Here is a 21266-nt window from a genome sequence, read left to right as displayed (position 1 = left end):
CTCTGCAGCATCTAAGAAATCCTCTAGCTAGGCAAAAGGTATATCAGAAATACATTCAAAGTATATTGGATATACATTAATAGTATATCAGAAATACTTTCGAGGTATATTAGATATACATTACAGCTATATTGATAATACTTTTAATGTATATCTGGAATACTTACATAGTATACTTTATATACTATTAATGTATATCGAAGATACATTAATAGTATATTGGATATACTTTAATTGTATATCGGAAATACTTTCGAGGTATATTGGAAATACATTAAAGGCATCTGACGAATGGCTCCAACGGGTGTTCGAGCTTCGTGAAGCGGCAGCAGGAGCACCTTCGAGGTATTGGGAAGAATCCTCTTACCTATCGGCAAAAATGTAGCGAGGAGCGCTTAGCGGAAGGCTATACCGTTCCGCCTGCGCTCCTCGCCCAATATCTTACGCCTAATCGCTCCTTTGGGGATTCTTACAGCCAAAAGGGTATCCCCGGCTAACGGTTTCGGCCCATCAGCTTTTCGGCAAAATGAAGGAGAACGCTCTTGCGCTCCTCGCGAACGGTAACCTTGCCCAGCTCAGCAAGGGCCAGCCCGTAGTAGTGGGCAATTTTGTCCTCGGCAATCGTTCTCACCCCAACCTCGTCGAAAACCTGCTTCACCTGGGCAATTTTCACCTCGGGCAAAACATCAGCGGCCTTCATCATCAGGTGCAGCTTAGCAAGGCTCTCTTTCCCTGCAAGCTTAAGCGCGTTTATCATTAGGAAGGTTTTCTTGTTGGCCAGAATATCACCGCCGATGGCCTTTCCGAATACCTTTGGATCGCCGTAGGTATCCAGCAGGTCGTCCTGCAGCTGGAAGGCCAGGCCAAGGTAGCGCCCGAAGTTGTAGATGCGATCGGCATCAACCATCGATGCCCCGCCGATGAGCGCCCCAATTTTTGCAGCGCCAGCCAGCAGAACCGAGGTCTTAAGCTCGATCATCCGAAGGTAATCCTCCTCGGTTACGAAGGGAAGATGCTCGAACTCCATATCGAGCTGCTGCCCATCGCAGACCTCCAGCGCGGTGGTGGTAAACACCTTGAGCACCTCCGGAAGGATGGCGGCATTCGTTTGGACAAGGTACTTATAGGCAAGGATACAAGCGGCATCACCGGATAGAATAGCCACATTGGTGTTCCACTTGCGGTAAACCGTAGGCTTTCCTCTTCGCACCTCTGCCTTATCCATAATATCATCGTGAATAAGGGTAAAGTTGTGAAAGATCTCGAGGGCCAAGGCTGGTTTTACCGCTTTATCAACAATATCGGAGAACAGGTTAGCAGACATCAAACATAGAACAGGTCTAATGCGCTTGCCGCCTAATGAGATCGTATACGAAATGGGATCGTAAAGATTTTGGGGTTCGCTTGGAAGCTGAAGCTGTACAAGCGACTTTTCGACAATGGCTTGTAGGTCGGTAAATGAGTACATATAGTATAAGCTGAATATATCCCTAAATATAAAAATTGTTTGCCCCTGCACCAAGGACAAACAACATCATTTTCTTGATTCGTATAAATGCGCTAGAGGACTTTAGCTATATGCAGAGCAAAATCCTCTAGCAAAAATATTTCTACTTATAGAACCTCTCCAAGAGTTTGGTTCATATCGCACTTACCGCTAAACTTTGCACCTGGCTCTATAGAAAGCTTAGAGCAAACCATATCTCCATTAACATTGGCAGATACCTTTAGCGATAGAATATCCTGAGTGTTTACATTCCCCTCAATATAGCCAAAAACATCGCATTGCTTGCAAAAAACATTACCCACAATACGGCCTGTTTCCCCCACAACAATCTTTCCTTTAGCCGTAATGTTTCCGTTGAGCGATCCATCAATACGGATGTCGCCATTAGTGCTCACTTCCCCCTTAATTTCCGAACCAAAACCAATAATATTCAAATTATTAGACATTGGCTCTACCTCTGTATTCTTCGCCATGTTCCCTAGAATTTTCATTTTACTTGAGATTTGGACAAATATATAACTTAAAGCAATGCACATTCTTTTTGTACGTCGATCTTCACATCTTTAGCTTTATTTGTAGTTATCTATTTTCTTCATCTAATAAACTACCATCGCGTTCATATTGATTATCTTCAACATCATCTTCTTCTTCTTCATCGTCATCCTCTTCCGGCATTGAATCATTAGGGGGTCCTTGCTTACGGTAACGAAACGCAAGAAAAAAGCCAACGACCCCTCCCGAAAGGTGCCCTTCCCACGAGATGTTGAGCGGCTCGTTTAGCGAAGGAAACAAACCCCAAATCATCTCGCTTTGCAGAAAAACAACCAGCAGCGAAATAGTCATAAGCGACAGGTTCTTTCGAATTATACCGCTAAAAAAAAGGAACGATGCCAGGCAATAGCATACCCCACTCAACCCTACATGGTAGGCCTCACGACCAAAAATCCAGACAAAAAAACCAGAGACTACACCGCCTAACACGACCCAAAGCGCAATACCCCCATAAAAGTAGAAGCACGTAAGAAAAAGGATAAAAAACGCTATGCTATTGTTGAAAAGATGGTCTAATCCGGTATGAATAAGTGGCGAGACCAGAAAGTTAGCCACACTAGCCCAATCGCGAGGCATTATTCCAAGATTAGGCATGCTATCGCCCCAAAGATAGCGCACAAAAAAAGCTAGCCAAACCATCAAAAGCATGTAGGTAGATGTAAAAAGGGCTATCTTTAACCGCCTCCATTCCATAGGAAAAGTTTCTTGTGTAATTTGGTTAACAAGGTGGAAATTTAGAGTATTAAAATGAAAAGGAGAGTTGCTAAGATCGTATTTTTTTCAACTATTGGTGCTGTATTCTTGCTAACGCTTATGGGTTTTATTTTCCAAGATAAAATCATCAGCTCTGCACTAGACAATATTCGGAAGAACATTCGCAGCCGCATCACCATTGGAGATGCATCTTTCTCGCTTATTAAAGACTTCCCCTACGCATCTATCCGCTTATACGATGTATCTATACTATCAACAAAAGATATTGCCCGCAAAGATTTTCGACAAATAATTAAGCCCGACACGCTTCTAAAAGCCCGCGCCCTTAACATTAGGCTAAATGTTTTAGATCTTATCAACAACAAAATCACGCTAAAGCAAATAGCCATAAAGGATGGCGAGCTAAACCTTCTTGTTGACAAAAGAGGAAAGAACAACTATCAGATAGTAAAGAAAAGCAAAGAAGGCGAAAAAAAAGAGGAAATACTTCTAAAGGTTAACGAAGTTAAGATTCAGCGAACAAAGCTCCGATTCATAAATCTCAACAAGCAAATTGCACTGGTAAACACTGTAAAGAACCTTAAGAGCAATGGGCGCTTTAGCCTCAACACGTTCGACGTAAAATCTAAGGCAGATGTAATAGTAAACCAGCTTGCTATTGGTAAGATTAGCTACGTAAGCAGTAAACGATTCGAATTTTCAGGAAGAATTAAGTCCGCAGCCTACAAGTCATTTAACTTTGCAGACTTTATAGTTACCTATAAGAGTAATAAGCTAACGGTAGACGGTGGTTTTTCGACAGAAAACAACTTTTATGTTGATGCGGCAATTAGCGGAACAGATTTGGTGCTTAAAGAAATGAACGAGCTTATTCCTAAAGTCAGCCAGAACCTCGAAAAGATAAATTTTGAAGGAAAAGTAAACATAAGCGCAAAAGCAGTAGGATTTTGGAATAACAAGCATCATCCTTTTGTTTATGGAGAATTTGACGTACGTGGTGGGAAAAGCGAGCTGCTCACAGACAAAAGCATTGCTTCTGTAAACATGAAAGGCTCTTTTTCTAATGGGAAGGGAGATATCAACAAAGCGTTTATAACTCTAGATTCGTACAAGGTGAACACCAATTTTGGAGATTTTGAAGGGAAGTTCACGCTTACCAATTTCAATAAACCTCTAATTAGCTTGTCTTCTAATTTTAACTTATTTATCAGTCAATTAAACGAAGCTTACCACATAGATTCTACAAAACAAATTGATGGAACGGTAATAGGTAATATCACGGCAAACGGAATTGTAGACTTTGACTCGCTTTCGGTGCTTAAGCTCGTCCGACTTGTTAACAATGGCAACTTTAAGCTTAGCGAAGTAAGCTTCCCTATTAATGGGAATAGATACAATATTCTTAAAGGAGAAATATCTTTTATTCCGACAATTACAAAGGCTAACATAAGCTTTATATCTAACTCAATAAATGGGGAGATATCTGCAACGGTTAGCGACCTCTACGATGGATTAATGCTAGAAAAACCATTCAACGTAGACATTACCGCCAACACAAAGGATATCAACTTCGACAACCTGCTTTCGCTCAACTTCAAAAAAAATAAAAGCACTATTAAAAAGGAGCTTAATCTTGCTAACCTAACCTTAAACGTAAAATCAAAATCTGCAATTCTGAGGGGGGTACGAATGAACAACCTCGAAGCAATAATACAGAAAGAGGGATCTACAATTGCCTTCTCGCACCTTAACGCTAATGCCTTTGGAGGAAAAGTCAACATGGTGGGCAAAATTGAGCCAAACCTAAAAAACAAAATTGACGTAGATCTATACGCTCAGGTAGACAGCATTAGCATTGAGTCGCTATTCTCTTCATTCAACAATTTTGGGCAAAAGACGCTAACCAACCAGAACATAAGAGGAACAGCAAGCGGCGATATCGCCTTTAGGGGTCAGCACTTCCAAAACGGAAAGCTCGACATCAAATCAATTGATTGTGTATCCAACATCACCATAAGCAACGGGCAGCTGATCAAATTCGAGCCTGCATACAAGCTCTCGAAGTATATCGACCTGAAAGAGCTGGAGAATATTCGATTTGCGAACCTTAAGAACCAGATAACCATTAAAAACGGAATGGTTAACATCCCTGCCATGTACATTGCCTCTACGGCAATTAACCTCGGCCTTATTGGCACGCACAGCTTTGATGGCGACTACAGCTATAGGGTGAAGCTGGCGCTGAAGGATGTTCTGTTCAAAAAGGCCCGATCTGGATTAAGGAAGCAGATTTCTCAACAAGAGTTCGAAGACAATACTCTGCTCTACTTCAAAATAGAGGGCAACAGTAAAACTTCGAAAGTGAGCTACGATTGGAGCGGAAAAAGCTGGCACCTCCCCGAATTGGCCCCTATAAACGGAACGCCCAAAAAGGTGGAAGAGCCAAAGCCCAGCGCTCCACCAAAAAGCTTTAAGCTGCAGTGGGATGGCGAAGAGGTGTCTACGCAGCGTAAAGCAACAGGGCAGCAACCCACCGCACAGGTAAAAAACGAAAGAAAAGAGCCCAAAAAGGAGGAGAAGAAGACAAAGTTTAAGGTGGAATGGGACGAGTAGCCGCATAGGCCCCATTCCCGATCTTTATTCCTAAATTTGGACAAAATAATGGTCATGGCACAATCGAAAGAATTTATAGGACTCGTGGTTAAGGCAACCGGCAGCTGGTACACGGTGGTAAACCGCGAAACGGGCGAGAAGCTGGAGTGCAAGATACGCGGTAAAATCCGCCTGAAGGATGTGAAAACCACCAACCCTATCGTGGTAGGCGACTACGTAAAGGTCGACTTCTCGGACGAGGACGAGATTGGCGTCATCTCCAAAATCCATGAGCGCAGGAACTACATCATCCGCCGCTCGACGAACCTTTCGAAGGAGGCGCACATCATTGCCGCCAACATCGACCAGGTGTTCCTGGTGGTTACCATCGATTTGCCTAAGACCAGCCGCGAGTTTGTGGACCGATTTTTGGTTGCCGCCGAGGCCTACAAGGTGCCAGCCACCATCGTTGTAAACAAGATAGACCTTTACGACATCGATGCCAAGGTGGAGCTCGAGCTCTTTAAGATGGACTACGCCCTTGCGGGATACGAGGTAATGGAGGTTTCGGCCACCGAAGGTACCAACCTCGACGCGCTCCGCAGCCGTCTAGAGGGCAAGGTGAGCGTGTTCTCGGGCAACTCGGGTGTCGGCAAGTCGACCCTGCTGAATGCCCTCGACATCAACCTCGAGCTGAGAACCGGCAAGATATCGGACTACCACCACAAGGGCACCCACACCACCACCTTCTCGGAGATGTTCCCCTTTGGCAGCAACGGGTACGTTATCGACACCCCCGGAATTAAGGGGTTCGGCATTATCGACGTGAAGAAGGACGAGCTCTTCCACTTCTTTAAGGATATATTTAGGTACTCCGAAGGCTGCAAGTTCTACAACTGCACCCATACGCACGAGCCGGGCTGCGCCGTAAAGGAGGCCGTAACCAACGAGCAGATTGCCCTATCGCGCTACGAGAGCTACCTTAAAATACTTGAGGACGAGGACGAAAAATACCGCACAAAGTTTTAGCGGATCCAAAACTTTTTTGCACCTAAGTAAACAATCGCCGACGTGCTGTGTTAACCAACTTAAAATTTAAGTTGTGTCACCAAAATCTAACATCAGCACGCGATGATTCCGCAACCAGTTAGCTACCAAATTACGGGGGGAAGCTACCAAACCCTCGATGTAACCCTTAGTCCAGGCGAAACCATTATTGCCGAAGCCGGCGCCATGATCTTCATGGAGGAGGGCATATCGTACGAGACCTGCCTTGGCGATGGCACCGAGCCCAATCCGGGCATCATGGGCAAGCTATTCCCCTCCGGTTCGAGACCGCTACCCTGCGAAACGCTCTTCCTTACCTACTTTACCAACTACGGCAGGGGAAGCCGGAAGATATCGTTCTCTACCCCCTACGTGGGCAGCATCCACCTGATCGACCTGGCATCGTTCAACCACGAGATCGTGATACAGCGCAACGCCTTTATATGCGGGCCTAAGGGCCTTAAGCTGCAGCCCTACCTGTTCAACAGAACGGGCGCAGCGGCCAAGAACGACACCATGCCGCTCGAGAAGATCAGCGGCGAGGGCGAAGTGTACGTTTCCATAGGTGGCCTGCTGATCGAGCGCGAGCTCCACAACGAAACCATCCATGCCGAAACCAGCAGCATTGTAGCCTTTCAGCCCGGCATTAGCCTATCGGTTGATGCCAACGACCGCCTAAAAACTATGGTGCTGGGCAACAGCGGCGCCACCCTGGCAACGCTAAGCGGCAGCGGTAAGGTATGGATGCAGTCGCACCCCATCAAAAAGATGATCCAAACCATCACCACCTGCATCCACCAGCTGCACCTAAACGAGGGTAAAATCCTCGGCAAGTTCTACGAAGAGTAGGCAAAAGGGAGGCGTTAGCCTCCTTTTTTATACCTTTGCCCTCCGAAAATCAGCAAAGCCGCCATGCCAACAACCCTAAGCCCAGACAAGTTTTTGGAGCTGCGCCCCAATACCGCCATTCTCGACGTTCGATCGCCCCAGGAGTACGCCAAAGGCCACATCCCGGGGGCGCTAAGCATGCCCCTGTTCACCGACGAGGAGCGCGCCGTGGTGGGCACCAAGTACACCCGGCAGGGCAAGGACCTGGCGGTGCTGGCCGGCCTCGAATTCGTAGGCCCCAAGCTGGCCGACATGGTGCGCTTTGGCCGCAAAAAGGTAAACGCCCAAGGCGAGATTGCCGTGCACTGCTGGCGGGGCGGCATGCGCAGCGCCAGCGTGGCCTGGCTGCTCGAAACCGCCGGCTTTAAGGTGTACCTGCTCCGCGGCGGCTACAAGGCCTACCGCACCTACCTCCGCGAGCAGCTCGGCAGCCAGCAGGCCGACATCCGCATCCTGGGCGGCAACACCGGCAGCGGCAAAACCGACATCCTGCTGGAGATGAAGCGGCAGGGCGCGCAGGTGCTCGACCTCGAGGGCTACGCCAACCACAAGGGATCGGCCTTCGGCGCCATCGGGCAGGAGCCCCAGCCCTTTGCCGAGATGTTCGAGAACCGGCTCTTCGACGAGTGGAGAACCTTCGACTTCGGTAGGCCCATCTGGATCGAGGACGAGAGCAAGAACATCGGCCGCGTGGCCATCTGCGACGAGCTCTTTACCAAGATGCGCGCCGCCAGCGTCTACCGCATCAGCATCCCCAAGGAGCTCCGCGTTAAGCGCCTGGTGGCCGACTACGCCGGCTTCGGCAGCGAGGTCATCCGCCAGGCCCTCGACAAGATCGAGCGCCGCCTGGGCCTCGACACCTACAAGGTGTGCGTGGAGGCCCTTGCCCAGAGCGACTACGCCCGCATCGCCGACCTCACCCTCGCCTACTACGACAAGGCCTACCTCATCCAAAACCAGAAGCGCCCGCCCGAGGCCCTCATCGACATCGTCCTCGACTACGACAACCCCGCCCAAGCCGCCGCCGAGCTCCTGCGGATGGAGTAGCCAGCCGCTAGCCAACAAAAAAAGACCATAGGGATTGGGCCGCTGCAATTCTGCGGCAAGCTTATACCCATAGGGATTGGGCTGCTGCAGCTCTGCGGCAAGCTTATACCCATAGGGATTGGGCTGCTGCAGCTCTGCGGCAAGCTTATACCCATAGGGATTGGGCCGCTGCAGCTCTGCGGCAAGCTTATCCCCATAGGGATTGGGCTGCTGCAGCTCTGCGGCAAGCTTATACCCATAGGGATTGGGCCGCTGCAGCTCTGCGGCAAGCTTATCCCCATAGGGATTGGGCTGCTGCAGCTCTGCGGCAAGCTTATACCCATAGGGATTGGGCCGCTGCAGCTCTGCGGCAAGCTTATCCCCATAGGGATTGGGGTGCTGCAGCTCTGCGGCAGGCTTATACCCATGGGGATTGGGCCGCTGCAACCCTGCGGCAGGCTTATACCCATAGGAAGTACCCCCAAAGCAGCACCCAAGAGCCCCCTACCGCAGCTATTCCAGCTAAATTTTTTGTACATCAAGGATGATTTTTTAACACAAAAAAAGCATCGAATTAATTTTTATTATATCTTTAAGGCCATAACAATCTAAATATGTAAACTAATGATCAACGGATACTACTTTAAGAAAATGCACATCAACGAAAAAGGCACCTTCGCTGCCGAAGTCGCTGATGCCACCGCCCCTTTTGCCGCAACCATGCCCGCCCTGGCCGCCTACAAGAAAACCGTAGACGATAGGCTGGCCATCTACCGCAAATCGCTCGAAAAGCTGAGCATGGTAGACCTAAGCAGCCTCATCGAAAGCGACGACGACCACCGCGACAACGGCTTGACCAACCTACGCGACTACGCACAGCTCTGCACCGAACGCAAGAACGCCGCCTGGGCACAGGCCGGGCAGCTCATCGTAAACACCTACCGCAAGATTGGTTGGGATATGGACCGAATGGCCTACGCCGACGAAACCACCCGCGTAGACACCCTCCTGAGCATGCTCAAGAACGAGCCCGAGCTCCGGCAGGCCGTAGAAACCATTCAGGCCCAAGAATGGGTTACCGAAATAGAGGAAGCACAGGCCAGCTTCAAGCAGCACTCCACCGCACGCGTCGACAAGACCGCAGCGCAGGAGGCCAAGAGCAACACCGTACAGGCCGCCAAGGAGCTCGGCGAGGCCATCGCTAAGGAGTTCCGCTTTATCGAGAGCGAAATCGAGTTCTACAACAAGGCCGAGCTAAAGGACCTAGTGTTTAAGCTCAACACGATTATCGCCAAGTACGTGACCCTGCAGAAGCAGCGCGCCACCCGCTCCGAAAACGATCAGAATGCCACAACGAAATAGGAAAGAACTAATTATGAGTTCAATTTTTTTCACTAAATCCCCAGCACGCGCGATGCCTACTGGGGATTGCCTTTTGCGCAAGGGCAGCCGCCCCGCGCCTGCACCCCGCCTCCCCTAGCCGAAACTTTTCCCCGTCCGCTTGACTTCGCCCTACGGTTTTCGTAATTTGTTGTGGCTAATCAACACAAACCATGGAACGAAGACTATTTATCGAAACCTTCGGGCTGCTTACCAAGCTCGAGCACGTAATGAGCCTTAACCACCAGCGGCACCCGAACGCCCTCATCCTCGAAATCACGCAGCCCTACCCCGGCTACTACAGCGCACACGATCTGGATACCGACAAGCCCCGCACCATCTTCTTTGTCACCAAAGAGGCGTACAGCATCGAGCACGTCGTACGGCTCGGCTACGAGGCCCGCAAGGTGCTCGGCTGCGACATCGACGTTACCCCCGCTAAGATCTCGATCTTCGCCGACAGCTACAACGCCATCCGCGTAAAGTACCTCAAGGATTTTGACATGATGAAGGCGCTACAAGACTTTCTGAAGGCCGAAGGAATCGCCTTCCTTAAGTACAGGCGAATAGACGAGGAGGCCGCCATCCAAATACAGAAGCTCTTCTGCATCGAGGAAATCGTAGAGGGCATCTACCAGGATTTGGACGAGCCGGGCGAGCGCTACATCGCGCTATCGAGCAAGCTCGATTTCGGGCAGTTTCGCAAGGTAAGCGAAGCCGTAAAGAATAACATCGACTACACAGGCTTCGACGCCGCCCTTGCCGTGTTCTGCCGCAAAAAGGGCATCGTTGATGCCGTCCGTATCTTCGACCCCAACATACACCTCGAAAATCTACAGAAGATAAGAACCGTCTTCGAAGATCAGATAAAGCGGCTCAAGCTGCAGGAGATATAGGCCAACCATCGTAAACAAGAAAGAGAGAGCCCTAGGGCTCTCTCTTTCTTTATCTATTAGCTACAAGTAGCCTATTCCTGAACGATGCTATCGGTTAACTCCGGCTGCTGCTCCTGGAACGATGGAGCAAAGTAGGGGTAGAAGCTGTTCAGCGCATCCTCGTACTTCTTGTACAGGGCCGGCTGGTTGTACTTCTTCACCACCTCCGAAACAAACAGGATGCTCTGGAAGCCCAGCTGCTTCTCCATGCCTAGGTTGTTGCCGATCTTTGGATCAAGCTTCAAGAAGAAGCTAAGGTTTTTCACGTTTCGGTTGAGCATCTCCTCGGCAATCCTATTGGCCTTATCGGTCTTGCCCAGCTTGTAGTAGTTATCCACAATTGCAGGAATGCTGTAAGGCATAAACTCGGGCGCGTACATGCTAAACGGAACCAGCTCCATTCCCCTATCCTGCACCTTAAGCGCCTTATCCAGCTTGCCCTCCTTGATGAGCTCAGCGGCTAGCTTGCTGAACATGTCGCGGATGCGCAGCACCTGTACAACGGTACGGCTCATGTTCTGATCAACGTAGATATTCGGATTGTTGATGGTACCCCAACGGTACTTCTTCATCAGGTTGTTGTAGAGCACATCGGTATCAACGCGTCCGGCATCAAGCGTGTTCTGATCGTGAGGCGTTTTTATAGGAACCAGACGGTACGCAAAGCCATCGAACTGAAGGTAGTCGGAGAAGCCTAAGTCGCCATCACCACCTGGAGATACGATGTATATGGGTCGGTTCCACTGGTAGTGTGCAAGGATATCGAGTATCACGAAGTCGCTCTTGCTCAAATCGCGCTTCTTAATGTTGATGTACAGCGTATCCACCATCTTATCGGCATCCTTAGCCGCAACAATACCGCTGGCAATAGCATTTTGCTTATTTACGGGTATCTTGATGAAGCTGGTTGGCGTGAAGCTAATCAGATCGTTACCGTACGGTATTTTGGTGCTAGGATCAGAATCGAGGATGAAATCCATCACCTCCTTGGCATCGTGGTAGCCCTCAACCTTATTCATAACAACGATCTGGTCGTTTACCCCCTGAACGTACTTTTCGCGTGGAATAGAGATAGGAAGCGGATTCGACTCGTAAGCTTTCTTCTTCATCTGGTCGATGTACCAGTCGGTTCCCAAAAGGCTAGTATTCATAATTCGAACATCAGTACGAACACCCTTAACCTCCTGCTGGAACCATAGTGGGAAGGTATCGTTATCGCCATTGGTAATTATAATACTATTGGGAAGTGTAGTTTGCAGATAGTTGTAGGCAAAATCTTCGGCCATGTAGCGGTTCGATCGGTCGTGGTCGTCCCAAGTTTGGGCGCCCATAAGCACCGGAGCGGCAAATAGGCAAAGAGCCGTTGCCAGCGCAGGAGCGGCAAGTCCCTTAACCCTCTTCGACAAGAATTCCTGAACCGAGAGCACCGCAAGACCAATCCAAATGGTAAACGCGTAGAACGAACCAGCATAGGCATAGTCGCGCTCGCGAGGCTGCAGCGGTGTTTGGTTTAGGTAGATTACGATAGCCAATCCGGTTAGGAAGAAGAGCAAACCTACCACAAAGGCATTCTTCGGATCGCGCTGAACCTGGTAGAAGATACCGATAAGGCCAAGAATCAGCGGAAGGAAGAAGTACTTGTTGCTACCCTTATTGTCCTTAAGGTAATCAACCGTATCGTTGCTTCCGGTAATCATCCTATCAATAAACGGAATGCCCGACTGCCAGTTGCCGTACAGGCTTCCACCCTGACCCTGTATATCATTTTGTCGACCCACAAAATTCCACATAAAGTAGCGCATGTACATGTACCCAACCTGATAGCTGAGGAAGAATCCAACATTTTCCCCAAAGGTTGGCACAATGGTAGCCTCCTCTTCTCCATTCGCGTTGGTAGTCATCACCTGTTTACCCTTAACGTTGCCCCAGGTCATGTACTGATCAATATGATCCTTCTGCATGCTGTACATACGAGGAAACACCGTCTCAAACTGCGAATCGAAATCGTAGTTATACGAAATAATAAACTTATCATACCTTCCTTCCTTCTCGTTTTTGGTATACGAGTAGCGAGGAGTTGTGCTGGTAATAGGCGCAGAGAAGTACTGTCCCTTAACAAGAGGACGATCGCCGTACTGCTCGCGATTCAAGTAGTTAATAAGAGCAAATACATTTTCAGGATCGTTCTCGTTGATTGGCGTATCGGCAAATGCACGAACAACAATCATGGTGTAGCTCGAGTAACCGATCATGATAACCGAAACGCAAAGCAGTATCGTATTGCCAATAACCTTACCATGCTTATAGGTATAATGAACGCCCCAAATTAGCCCACCTACCAATAATGCTAGGTAGAAGAAGAAGCCAGAGTTGAAAGGAAGCCCAAAGCTGTTCACGAACAGCAGCTCAAACCACGATCCTACCTTTGCAAAACCAGGGATAATCACGTAAAGTATACCACCAAGGATCAGCGCCGAAACACCCAATGCCTTTAAAACCCCAACTTTAGTAACTTTATACTTTTTAAAGTAGAACACGAATACGATAGCAGGAATGGCAAGAAGGTTCAAAAGGTGAACCCCAATCGACAAGCCCATTAGGTAAGAGATAAGGATAATCCAACGGTTAGCGTAGGGCTTTCCAAAATCATTTTCCCATTTAAGAATCGCCCAGAATACTACCGCGGTAAACAGCGACGACATCGCATAAACCTCACCTTCTACCGCAGAAAACCAGAATGTATCCGAAAATGTATACGCCAAAGCACCAACAAAACCAGCACCAATAATCCCGAAAATTTGATTCGCATTGAGTTCATCGGTATTAGCATAGATACGACGGGCCAAATGGGTAATCGTCCAAAAAAGGAACAGAATGGTGAAAGCACTTGCCAGCGCTGACATCACATTTACCATTGTAGCAACGAGCTCCAGATTACCTCCGGCAAATAGGGTAAAAAACCTAGCCATGATCATAAACAACGGCGCCCCCGGAGGGTGTCCTACTTCAAGCTTAAAGGCAGTTGCGATAAATTCACCGCAATCCCAGTAGCTACCCGATGGCTCGATGGTAAGCAAGTATACAATTGCCGAAATGGCAAAAGTAATCCAACCAACGAGTAAGTTGTAGAATTTGAAGTTCTTCATTTTCGTATTATATCTGATTTACATTTATTTTCTAAAATCAAGCGAAAATAATCTTTTTATCAATAGGATTGAAGGTTAACGATCGTCTTTTAACAAGCTATTAGCTATATTAGCCCGAAAATTTGAACTGAAAATGGCCAAAAAGGAAAAGGATAACAACTGGAAGGACAGGCTTAACGTTGTTTACTCCACAAATCCAGATTTCCAGTACGAGCAGATGGACAATAACGAGAATCAAGAGACTCTAGAGCCTAAGCATCAGAATCTGCGCGTAATGCTCGATAAAAAACAGCGCGGAGGAAAAATGGTTACGCTAGTTACAGGCTTTAGCGGATCGGAAGAAGATATAAAAGAGCTTGGGAAGATGCTAAAATCCAAGTGCGGAGTTGGAGGAACTGTCAAAGATGGAGAAATTCTTATTCAGGGCGATTTCAGAGAAAAGATTCTAGATCTACTCATAAAAGCAGGCTACAAGGCAAAGAAGGCTGGAGGTTAATTATTCTATCACATTCGCAGTTAATGAAAAGGATCTTAGTCATTTTTATTTTACTCCTGTCTTATAGCAGCTTTGGCCAATATTACGCAGTAGGCGAAGATCCTTACAGCGTCAAATACAACTACGTAGAAACACCCCATTTCAAGGTTGTATTTCCACAAGACCTGAACGATTATGCACTCCGAATAGCAGCAATGCTAGAGCAATCATACAATAACGCTCAATTTGATAAAAGAATAAAAACCAAAAAAATACAAGTACTAATACATACTAAAAATTCAATTTCAAATGGGTTCGTTTCTTGGGCTCCTAAACGAATGGAGCTTATGGCACTTCCCCCTCATGACTTCGAATCGATATCATGGTCTCGTGAGTTGGCCATTCATGAATTTCGCCATGTATCCCAAATTTCCACCCTCTACAAGGGACTTACGGGCATTTCTTTCTACATTTTAGGAGAGCAAGGAATAGGCTTAATGGCGTCGTTAGTACCACTTTGGTTCTACGAAGGAGACGCTGTAGCATCCGAAACTGCCTACACCCAATCAGGAAGAGGAAGAAGCGCAAACTTCAACCTTGAATATCGGACCAGACTTGCTGAAGAATTCAACCTAAAATTCGATCAATATCTAAACGGATCGTACAAAATACCAATTCCAAATCACTATTGCTTAGGATATCACATGGTATCCTACGCTAGAGCCAAATACGGCAATGACATTTGGAACAAAGTCGCCAGATATACAACACAGCGACCATTCATTTTGGCACCCTTTTCGTTTGGAATAAAAAAGTACACAAACAATACACGAGAAGAACTCTTCAAAAAGAGCATTTCGTATTACGATTCAACATGGAGTAATTTATCAATTAATAAATATTATAATCCAATAAATAAGCATTATATAAAAAATTACTCTGACTACAATTTCCCACTTAAAGTTGGTAACAACACGTATGCATTTAAAACTTCCCTATCAAAAAACCCACAGCTTATTCGTATTAACTCGGACGGAAAAGAGAAAGAGCTAAAATCAATAGGAGCTATAAATTCTAGACCTGTTACCGATGGAGAGAATATATACTGGACAGAATACATGTATGCAGGACGTTGGGCACAGGTTAAATATTCTGTAATACGTAAGTATTCCATTACAAGCAAATCATATTCGGTTCTCTCCAATCACAAATACTACTCTTACCCAACTCTTAAAGGCGATTCTCTTGCAACCCTACAAAATTTGCCCTCTAATAAGCTGTCAATCGGACTGTACTCCAAAAATTTTGAACGCATAAACGAATTCCCAATCCCGTTCGAACAAGCCAAAGATCTACAATGGACCGATAATAACCTTGCCTACGTAACGCTCGATAGCCATGACAATATGATAGTGGTAAAGCAAAACCTTTCGTCCAGTACAATTGACACCCTACTAAACTTTGGCCGTAGAAATATGAACGACGTTAAGGTTTTTCGTGATTCAATAACCTTCATATCTGACTACTCGGGTAAATCGTGCCTGTATTCTTACAATAAATCAACAAATAGTTTTAATAAACTATATGAACCGATTTATGGGATAAGTAATTATGAATTTATAGACAAATCAAAATTAATCCTTTCTGAATACCACCTAAATGGATATAAACTTTCAAAAAGAACAACAAGCCCAGCTCCCATAGCAAACGAAAAGAAGACCCCTAACTACCCGGTTGCAGATTTGCTATCCAAAAATGTTGCCATTAATCTGCAAGATAGCATTCCCAACAAGCCTATGCTTAAAGTAAAAAAGTACAACAGGTTAACCCATCTTTTTAATTTTCACAGTTGGGCTCCTTTTTACTTCGACCCGGCCGACATCCAAGATCTATACTTAAATGTATACCCAGGATTCACCATAATGTCACAAAACCTCTTAAGCACCTCATTCACAACGCTAGGATATGGTTACACACCTGATGGACACATTATTGACATAAGCCACACGTTTAAAGGATGGCTCCCTGTATTCAACCTCCGATTCGACAGGTACAACACAACACCACTGCTTTATCAAGTTAGCAATCCAAAATACAAAATGGATAGTACTCTACGACGCTTCAAAGTGGCAGCCTCGTCATACTTACCTTTACAATTTTCATACGGATCTTGGAATGCATTGCTTCAACCATCTATTGAATATAGTCACTATAACGACATACTATACAATCGTTCAAAGGCTAAGTATGAAAAAGGATTAGATCAAATAACATCGTCCTTTTATGGTGCTTTGCAAATGAAACTCGCCCATCAGAATATTTTTCCTCGTTGGGGAATAAACGCCTACTTCAAAACGGCAGCGGCACCTTTTGAGCACGAGAACCTCGGACGCCTATACGCATACCGACTTGGAATAATTACACCTGGACTTTTCAAAAACCATGGGTTTATGACGAGGATCTGCTACCAGAATCAAGAAGTTGATAGATACTACTACTCTAACGCATTCACACTTCCGCGTGGATACGCTAGCTCCTACCGATCGAACTACTACAAAGCCTTGTTTAACGACTACAGCTTCCCCATTGCATATCCCGATTTTAACCTATCATGGCTAGTATATCTAAAAAGAATTCGTCTCAATCTTTTTGCTGACTTTGCCGAAAACACTAAAATGTCGTACGTTGTAGACAAGAACAACAAGGTTATAGGGAAGATCTACCCAAAGAACGTTTACTCATCAACAGGGACAGATGTCCTATTCGATTTAAATTTACTTAGAAGCACATTCCCAATTACAACAGGAGCACGAATTTCCTACAATAATAACGGAACAGTTACTTGGAATTCATTTTTTTCAATACATTTCAACTAGCACCTATGACAACCAAGAAAGAGCTGAGAATTACAATAAAAAGCCTAAAGAATCAGCAGGACAGAAAAGAGTGGGAAGAATTTTCAAACAAAATCTTTGCCCAAGTAGAACAAACCGAAGCTTTCAAAAAATCATCAACCATACTTTCCTATTGGTCGATGAACGACGAAGTTATAACACATCAAGCTGTAGAAAGATGGTCTAAGCACAAAAAAGTATACCTCCCACTAATTAAGGGCAATGATCTAGAGCTGGTCAGATTTGAAGGTGTAAAAAAAATGAAGCCTGAACCAATATTTGGCATCCTAGAACCAACATCGGAAGAAAAGATTGAAATTAGCGGAATCGATTTAGTAATAGTACCAGGAGTAGCCTTTGATGCTAACTGTAACCGCATGGGAAGGGGCAAAGGCTACTACGACCGACTCCTTTCGGAATCGGTCGCAGCAAAAATTGGCGTTGCCTACAACTTTCAAATTGTTGATGAAGTTCCTGTTGATCAGCACGATGTTCCACTCAACATGGTCGTAACCGAAAAGAACATTTTTAAACGCTAAAAGCCAACAACTTTCCCTTTTCGAGCGTTATATTTTTCCAATTCAGACTTACAACCTTTGGTGATAGGTTTTTCCCAATCGCCATATGTTGGATTTGGTAAAATAATGTAGCGATAGCCAAACTGACTTTTCAGCTCATTTAACCTAGCATACTCAGAAGAGCCATCGCGTTTATCGAATACCGTACTAAAATCCGAAAGGTTATCTCCAATAAGCATTACAATCTCATACTTCTCCGAAACCTGCTTACGACGAGCGTCCTTCGATGATTCGTTAGTTTTAAAGAATACGTTCTCCTTCACGGCAAACTCAAATCCTTCATCATTAAGATTTTTAAGCGTACCGGCAATCTCGGAAGTATCACGATTGCTAATATAGATAACCCTTACGCCTAGAGATTTTGCAAACCTTGTAAAATCCACTGCACCTGGTAGCGCCTTCGCTTTTGCCTTATCAGACCATTCCTTCCATATCTCGGGTTTGAAAGATTTTCCAGTATGAATCAAACGACCTTCAAATGGGCTATTATCTAGCATCGTTTCATCAATATCAACAACAACAACCTTAGGCTTATCAGTTTGATCCTTAACAAAGGAAACTAGATTTGTTTTTGCCATATTAAATCCTTGCAGGTAGAGCGCCTGCATTTCTGGAGATGACTGATACCATAAAACAGCCTGAATAAGGTAATCAGACGCAACTGACTCTTGATCCTTTCCAATAGGCTTGCTGCTTACAAGTAACAAAGTAGCAGCAACAGCGACTATCCCAAAAATTCGTTTCATTTTTATCAGCTTAAGTTTATTTTATATACAATTTCAGCATAGGAATCTACTTTTAAACCTGCTTTATTTAAGCAGAACCATCCTTCAACCCCCATTCCAAAATTAACCTCTAACGAAAAGGTAAAAATATTCATTTTACCTTTAACCACCTGTAACTTTAGAATGATTAAATCGTCATAGTAAAAACATAAGAAAAAAGATGACTCCACACGAGTATAACAAGTGCGTTGATCTATATGCTGATAGCATTTACAGGTTTGCTGTAAAAATGCTAAAAGATAGCGAATTATGCCATGACATCGTACAAGATACTTTTGAAAAACTTTGGATGAGAGTTGAAGAAATTGCATTCGAAAAAACAAAGTCGTACCTATTCACGACGGTATACCATGCAACTATAGACCTCATCCGTAAGAAAAAGCGCATAGGCGAAGATGTTGGACTAGAACGCGTCACCGATTCGGTTACAACAGTTAGCCCTGATTTGAATGAAATTTTACAAAAAGGCCTTTCGCTGCTTCCCGAAGATCAGAAATCGGTAATACTTTTGCGCGACTATGAGGGATACACCTACGAAGAAATCGGGAGCATTACAGGCTTAAGCGAATCCCAAGTTAAGGTGTACATATACCGAGCCCGCCTTTTTTTAAAGAGCTACATTGGTAAAATAGAAAACGTAATATAGCCATGATCACTAGAAAAAACTACGAAGAGTATTTTCTCGACTACTTTGACGGGAACCTCTCTGACGAGATGGTTGAAAGGCTGTTACATTTTCTTGCAGCCAACCCTGATCTAGAAGAGGAATTCTACCTGCTTATGGAACAAACAGGAGAATTCAAAATAACGAAAGAAGACTTTTCACCGATCACCATTAAGCGAAATCCAAAGATAGGATACGAACTTTCCTCTTTCGACTACCTATGCGTTGCCGAACTAGAGAAAGACATTACACCCTCCGAGAAAATAATCTTAGACGGGTCGATTGCTACCAATGCAAAGCTTAAAGCCGATTTTGACATTTTTCAAAAGACAAAACTAGCCGTAGAAAAGGTTGAATGTCCATTTAAAGATAAACTTAAGAAAAATGTTTTTAAATCAAAGTTTAAAAGTAATTTAATAACATACTCAAGTATTGCATCAGCAGTACTTATTGTTTTCTACTTTACTATAAACGAAGAAAAAGTAAAGGAGCTTAGTACCAATATTCAGCCTGGCATTACTGCAACGCCAGGGCGCGCAAACGGTGAAACAGGTCTGATTATTGACGAACCACAAGCAACGGGTCAGCTTGCAGAACAACATATATCTGAATATAATAATAAAATTAATATCGGTAATAACAACGTTAACAATGATATAAATTCAACAAGTACAAAGAAAGATACCATTAGTATATCTAGAGAGCAAATTCATATAGACCATATACAACCAACCAACCTAGCAATGGTTGAACAAAAAGATATTGATTTAACTAACCATATAGTTAAATCAAGTCAAATGTCATTATATCAAAATATTGAAAGCAATAACAATAGTTCAGAAATTGCTACAAATTTGACAGTATTTTTGGAAAAGGCAAAAATGGAAAGCGAAACCATTTCGCAACAAATAAAAGACATAAAAGGAAGACGTAAAGGCGTCTTCATTGCACGTGCCATCAATGGCTTAAACTCTATTTTTGGAACTAACGTTCAGTATTCGAGCAAGTATGATGCAGAAGGAAACCTTATGGCCGTCAATTTAGAGGCTGGGTACCTAAAATACTCGAAAAAATATGACGAGGACAAGTAACTTTCGAGCACAGCTATTCGTCATACAGCAAAACAAACAAAAAAACACGTAAAGTCATGAATAAAAAATTGTTAGCAATACTACCAGCATTTCTTCTATTTGCAGTAGTATCAAATGCAGAGGAAAAAAAGGATACCATTAAGATCGACCAAAAAATGCTGGTTGATACCGTGATTGTAAAGAAATCCGACAAGGGTATCAACGATTTCGAGATTAAGGATGTAGACACCGTAGCTGTTAAGGTTGGGAAAAAAGGTGTTTACGTTTACGAGAATAAGTCGGGCGATATCTCTGTTTGGACTTCAGGTAACAAAAAAAGCAAAAGGTTCCATTCGCACCTAGATGGGTTTGGTCTTGGCATTAACACCTACTTCAACAGCAATGGAGGCACTAAGCTTCCTGCCGGCTACGAACAGATGGACCTAAACCATTCTAAATCCATCAACGTAGTGCTAAACCTCACGAGCGTCTCCCAGCCTATCACCAAATACGTTGGCTTAACAGCTGGTATTGGAACAGAATGGCACAATTACCGCTTCGACAACGAAATCACGGTTCAGAAGGAAAATGGCGTGTTGGCAGTTAAAAACCTGAGCGATCTCTATCCTGGTAAAAACATCCGAAAAACCAAGCTAACAGATTGGTGGTTAAACGTTCCTGTTGCAATTGAGGTTAACGGTGGAAAGGACAGATCGATGTACGCCTCTTTTGGTGTAGTTGGTTCAATTCTTCTAAACTCTCACACAAAGGTTGTTGTTGACGACAACGGCAAAAAAAAGGACAAAAACTGGAATGCCTTCTACCTAAACCCCTTCCGCGCAAGCCTAATGGCAAAACTTGGATACCACGATTGGGGTGTATATGCAACCTACTCGCTTACCCAAATGTTCCAAGATGGCAAGGGTCCCGAACTCTACCCATTTGCAGCAGGCGTTACATTAAACTTCTAGAAATATACCTTTTAGCAAAAGCGGGAGCTTCCAAAAATGGAA

Annotated in this window: 17 protein-coding genes; 12 read left to right on the top strand and 5 right to left on the bottom strand. The window is 44.9% G+C overall.

All coding sequences use genetic code 11. The features are described from left to right. Positions 1-493: 493 nt before the first annotated feature. The 3 genes from CLV25_RS03770 to CLV25_RS03760 form a co-directional block, all read right to left on the bottom strand. Positions 494-1468: a polyprenyl synthetase family protein gene (locus CLV25_RS03770; RefSeq protein ID WP_131838304.1), complete on the bottom strand. Its 975-nt coding sequence runs from the start codon at positions 1466-1468 to the stop codon at positions 494-496. A gap of 146 nt (positions 1469-1614) precedes the next feature. Then, the gene (locus CLV25_RS03765) at positions 1615-1998 is read right to left on the bottom strand and encodes a bactofilin family protein (RefSeq protein ID WP_207895583.1); all 384 of its coding nucleotides are present in this window, start codon (positions 1996-1998) and stop codon (positions 1615-1617) included. A gap of 88 nt (positions 1999-2086) precedes the next feature. Further along, entirely contained in the window at positions 2087-2635 is a 549-nt protein-coding gene (locus tag CLV25_RS03760; RefSeq protein WP_165876975.1) for a rhomboid family intramembrane serine protease, read from the bottom strand. 171 nt (positions 2636-2806) lie between these two features. Here CLV25_RS03760 and CLV25_RS03755 point away from each other — a divergent pair, with 171 nt between their 5' ends. From CLV25_RS03755 to CLV25_RS03730, 6 genes are all read left to right on the top strand, one after another. After that, entirely contained in the window at positions 2807-5386 is a 2580-nt protein-coding gene (locus CLV25_RS03755; protein ID WP_131838302.1) for an AsmA-like C-terminal region-containing protein, read from the top strand. Positions 5387-5440: 54 nt separating this feature from the next. Further along, complete coding sequence (gene rsgA / locus CLV25_RS03750; protein ID WP_131838301.1) at positions 5441-6394, top strand: ribosome small subunit-dependent GTPase A; 954 nt, start codon at positions 5441-5443, stop codon at positions 6392-6394. Between the two features lie 102 nt (positions 6395-6496). Next, on the top strand, positions 6497-7261 hold the full coding sequence (locus CLV25_RS03745) for a TIGR00266 family protein (RefSeq protein WP_131838300.1): 765 nt from the start codon (positions 6497-6499) through the stop codon (positions 7259-7261). 63 nt (positions 7262-7324) lie between these two features. After that, a complete protein-coding gene (mnmH, locus tag CLV25_RS03740; RefSeq protein WP_131838299.1) occupies positions 7325-8347 on the top strand; it encodes a tRNA 2-selenouridine(34) synthase MnmH in 1023 nt (340 codons plus the stop codon). A 603-nt stretch (positions 8348-8950) separates the two neighbouring features. Continuing rightward, positions 8951-9688 (top strand): DUF6261 family protein, encoded by a 738-nt coding sequence (locus tag CLV25_RS03735; protein WP_131838298.1) that lies wholly within the window; start codon positions 8951-8953, stop codon positions 9686-9688. 191 nt (positions 9689-9879) lie between these two features. After that, entirely contained in the window at positions 9880-10602 is a 723-nt protein-coding gene (locus tag CLV25_RS03730) for a hypothetical protein (RefSeq protein WP_131838297.1), read from the top strand. A 71-nt stretch (positions 10603-10673) separates the two neighbouring features. On the opposite strand, the gene CLV25_RS03725 is transcribed toward CLV25_RS03730, so the two are convergent. Next, positions 10674-13787, bottom strand: coding sequence for a glycosyltransferase family 117 protein (locus CLV25_RS03725; RefSeq protein WP_131838296.1), 3114 nt, complete (start codon positions 13785-13787; stop codon positions 10674-10676). Positions 13788-13920: 133 nt separating this feature from the next. Here CLV25_RS03725 and CLV25_RS03720 point away from each other — a divergent pair, with 133 nt between their 5' ends. From CLV25_RS03720 to CLV25_RS03710, 3 genes are read left to right on the top strand one after another with little or no spacing between them, the layout of a single operon-like run. Beyond that, positions 13921-14283 carry a translation initiation factor gene (locus CLV25_RS03720; RefSeq protein ID WP_131838295.1) on the top strand — a complete coding sequence of 121 codons (363 nt, stop codon included), beginning with the start codon at positions 13921-13923 and terminating at the stop codon, positions 14281-14283. A gap of 23 nt (positions 14284-14306) precedes the next feature. After that, positions 14307-17138, top strand: a complete 2832-nt coding sequence (locus tag CLV25_RS03715) for a hypothetical protein (RefSeq protein WP_131838294.1) — start codon at positions 14307-14309, stop codon at positions 17136-17138. A 5-nt stretch (positions 17139-17143) separates the two neighbouring features. Then, positions 17144-17695 (top strand): 5-formyltetrahydrofolate cyclo-ligase, encoded by a 552-nt coding sequence (locus CLV25_RS03710; RefSeq protein WP_131838293.1) that lies wholly within the window; start codon positions 17144-17146, stop codon positions 17693-17695. On the opposite strand, the gene CLV25_RS03705 is transcribed toward CLV25_RS03710, so the two are convergent. Next, positions 17692-18480, bottom strand: a complete 789-nt coding sequence (locus CLV25_RS03705) for a 5'-nucleotidase, lipoprotein e(P4) family (protein ID WP_131838292.1) — start codon at positions 18478-18480, stop codon at positions 17692-17694. The genes CLV25_RS03710 and CLV25_RS03705 overlap by 4 nt on opposite strands. A gap of 199 nt (positions 18481-18679) precedes the next feature. Here CLV25_RS03705 and CLV25_RS03700 point away from each other — a divergent pair, with 199 nt between their 5' ends. The 3 genes from CLV25_RS03700 to CLV25_RS03690 are packed head-to-tail and all read left to right on the top strand — an operon-like array spanning position 18680 to position 21224. Then, positions 18680-19165: an RNA polymerase sigma factor gene (locus CLV25_RS03700; RefSeq protein ID WP_131838291.1), complete on the top strand. Its 486-nt coding sequence runs from the start codon at positions 18680-18682 to the stop codon at positions 19163-19165. Between the two features lie 2 nt (positions 19166-19167). Then, positions 19168-20274 (top strand): hypothetical protein, encoded by a 1107-nt coding sequence (locus CLV25_RS03695; protein WP_131838290.1) that lies wholly within the window; start codon positions 19168-19170, stop codon positions 20272-20274. Positions 20275-20330: 56 nt separating this feature from the next. After that, positions 20331-21224 carry an outer membrane beta-barrel protein gene (locus tag CLV25_RS03690; protein ID WP_131838289.1) on the top strand — a complete coding sequence of 298 codons (894 nt, stop codon included), beginning with the start codon at positions 20331-20333 and terminating at the stop codon, positions 21222-21224. Positions 21225-21266: the final 42 nt, after the last annotated feature.

The sequence above is a fragment of the Acetobacteroides hydrogenigenes genome (assembly GCF_004340205.1).
Lineage (GTDB): Bacteria > Bacteroidota > Bacteroidia > Bacteroidales > ZOR0009 > Acetobacteroides > Acetobacteroides hydrogenigenes.
This window is presented reverse-complemented; position numbering and strand designations above follow the sequence as displayed.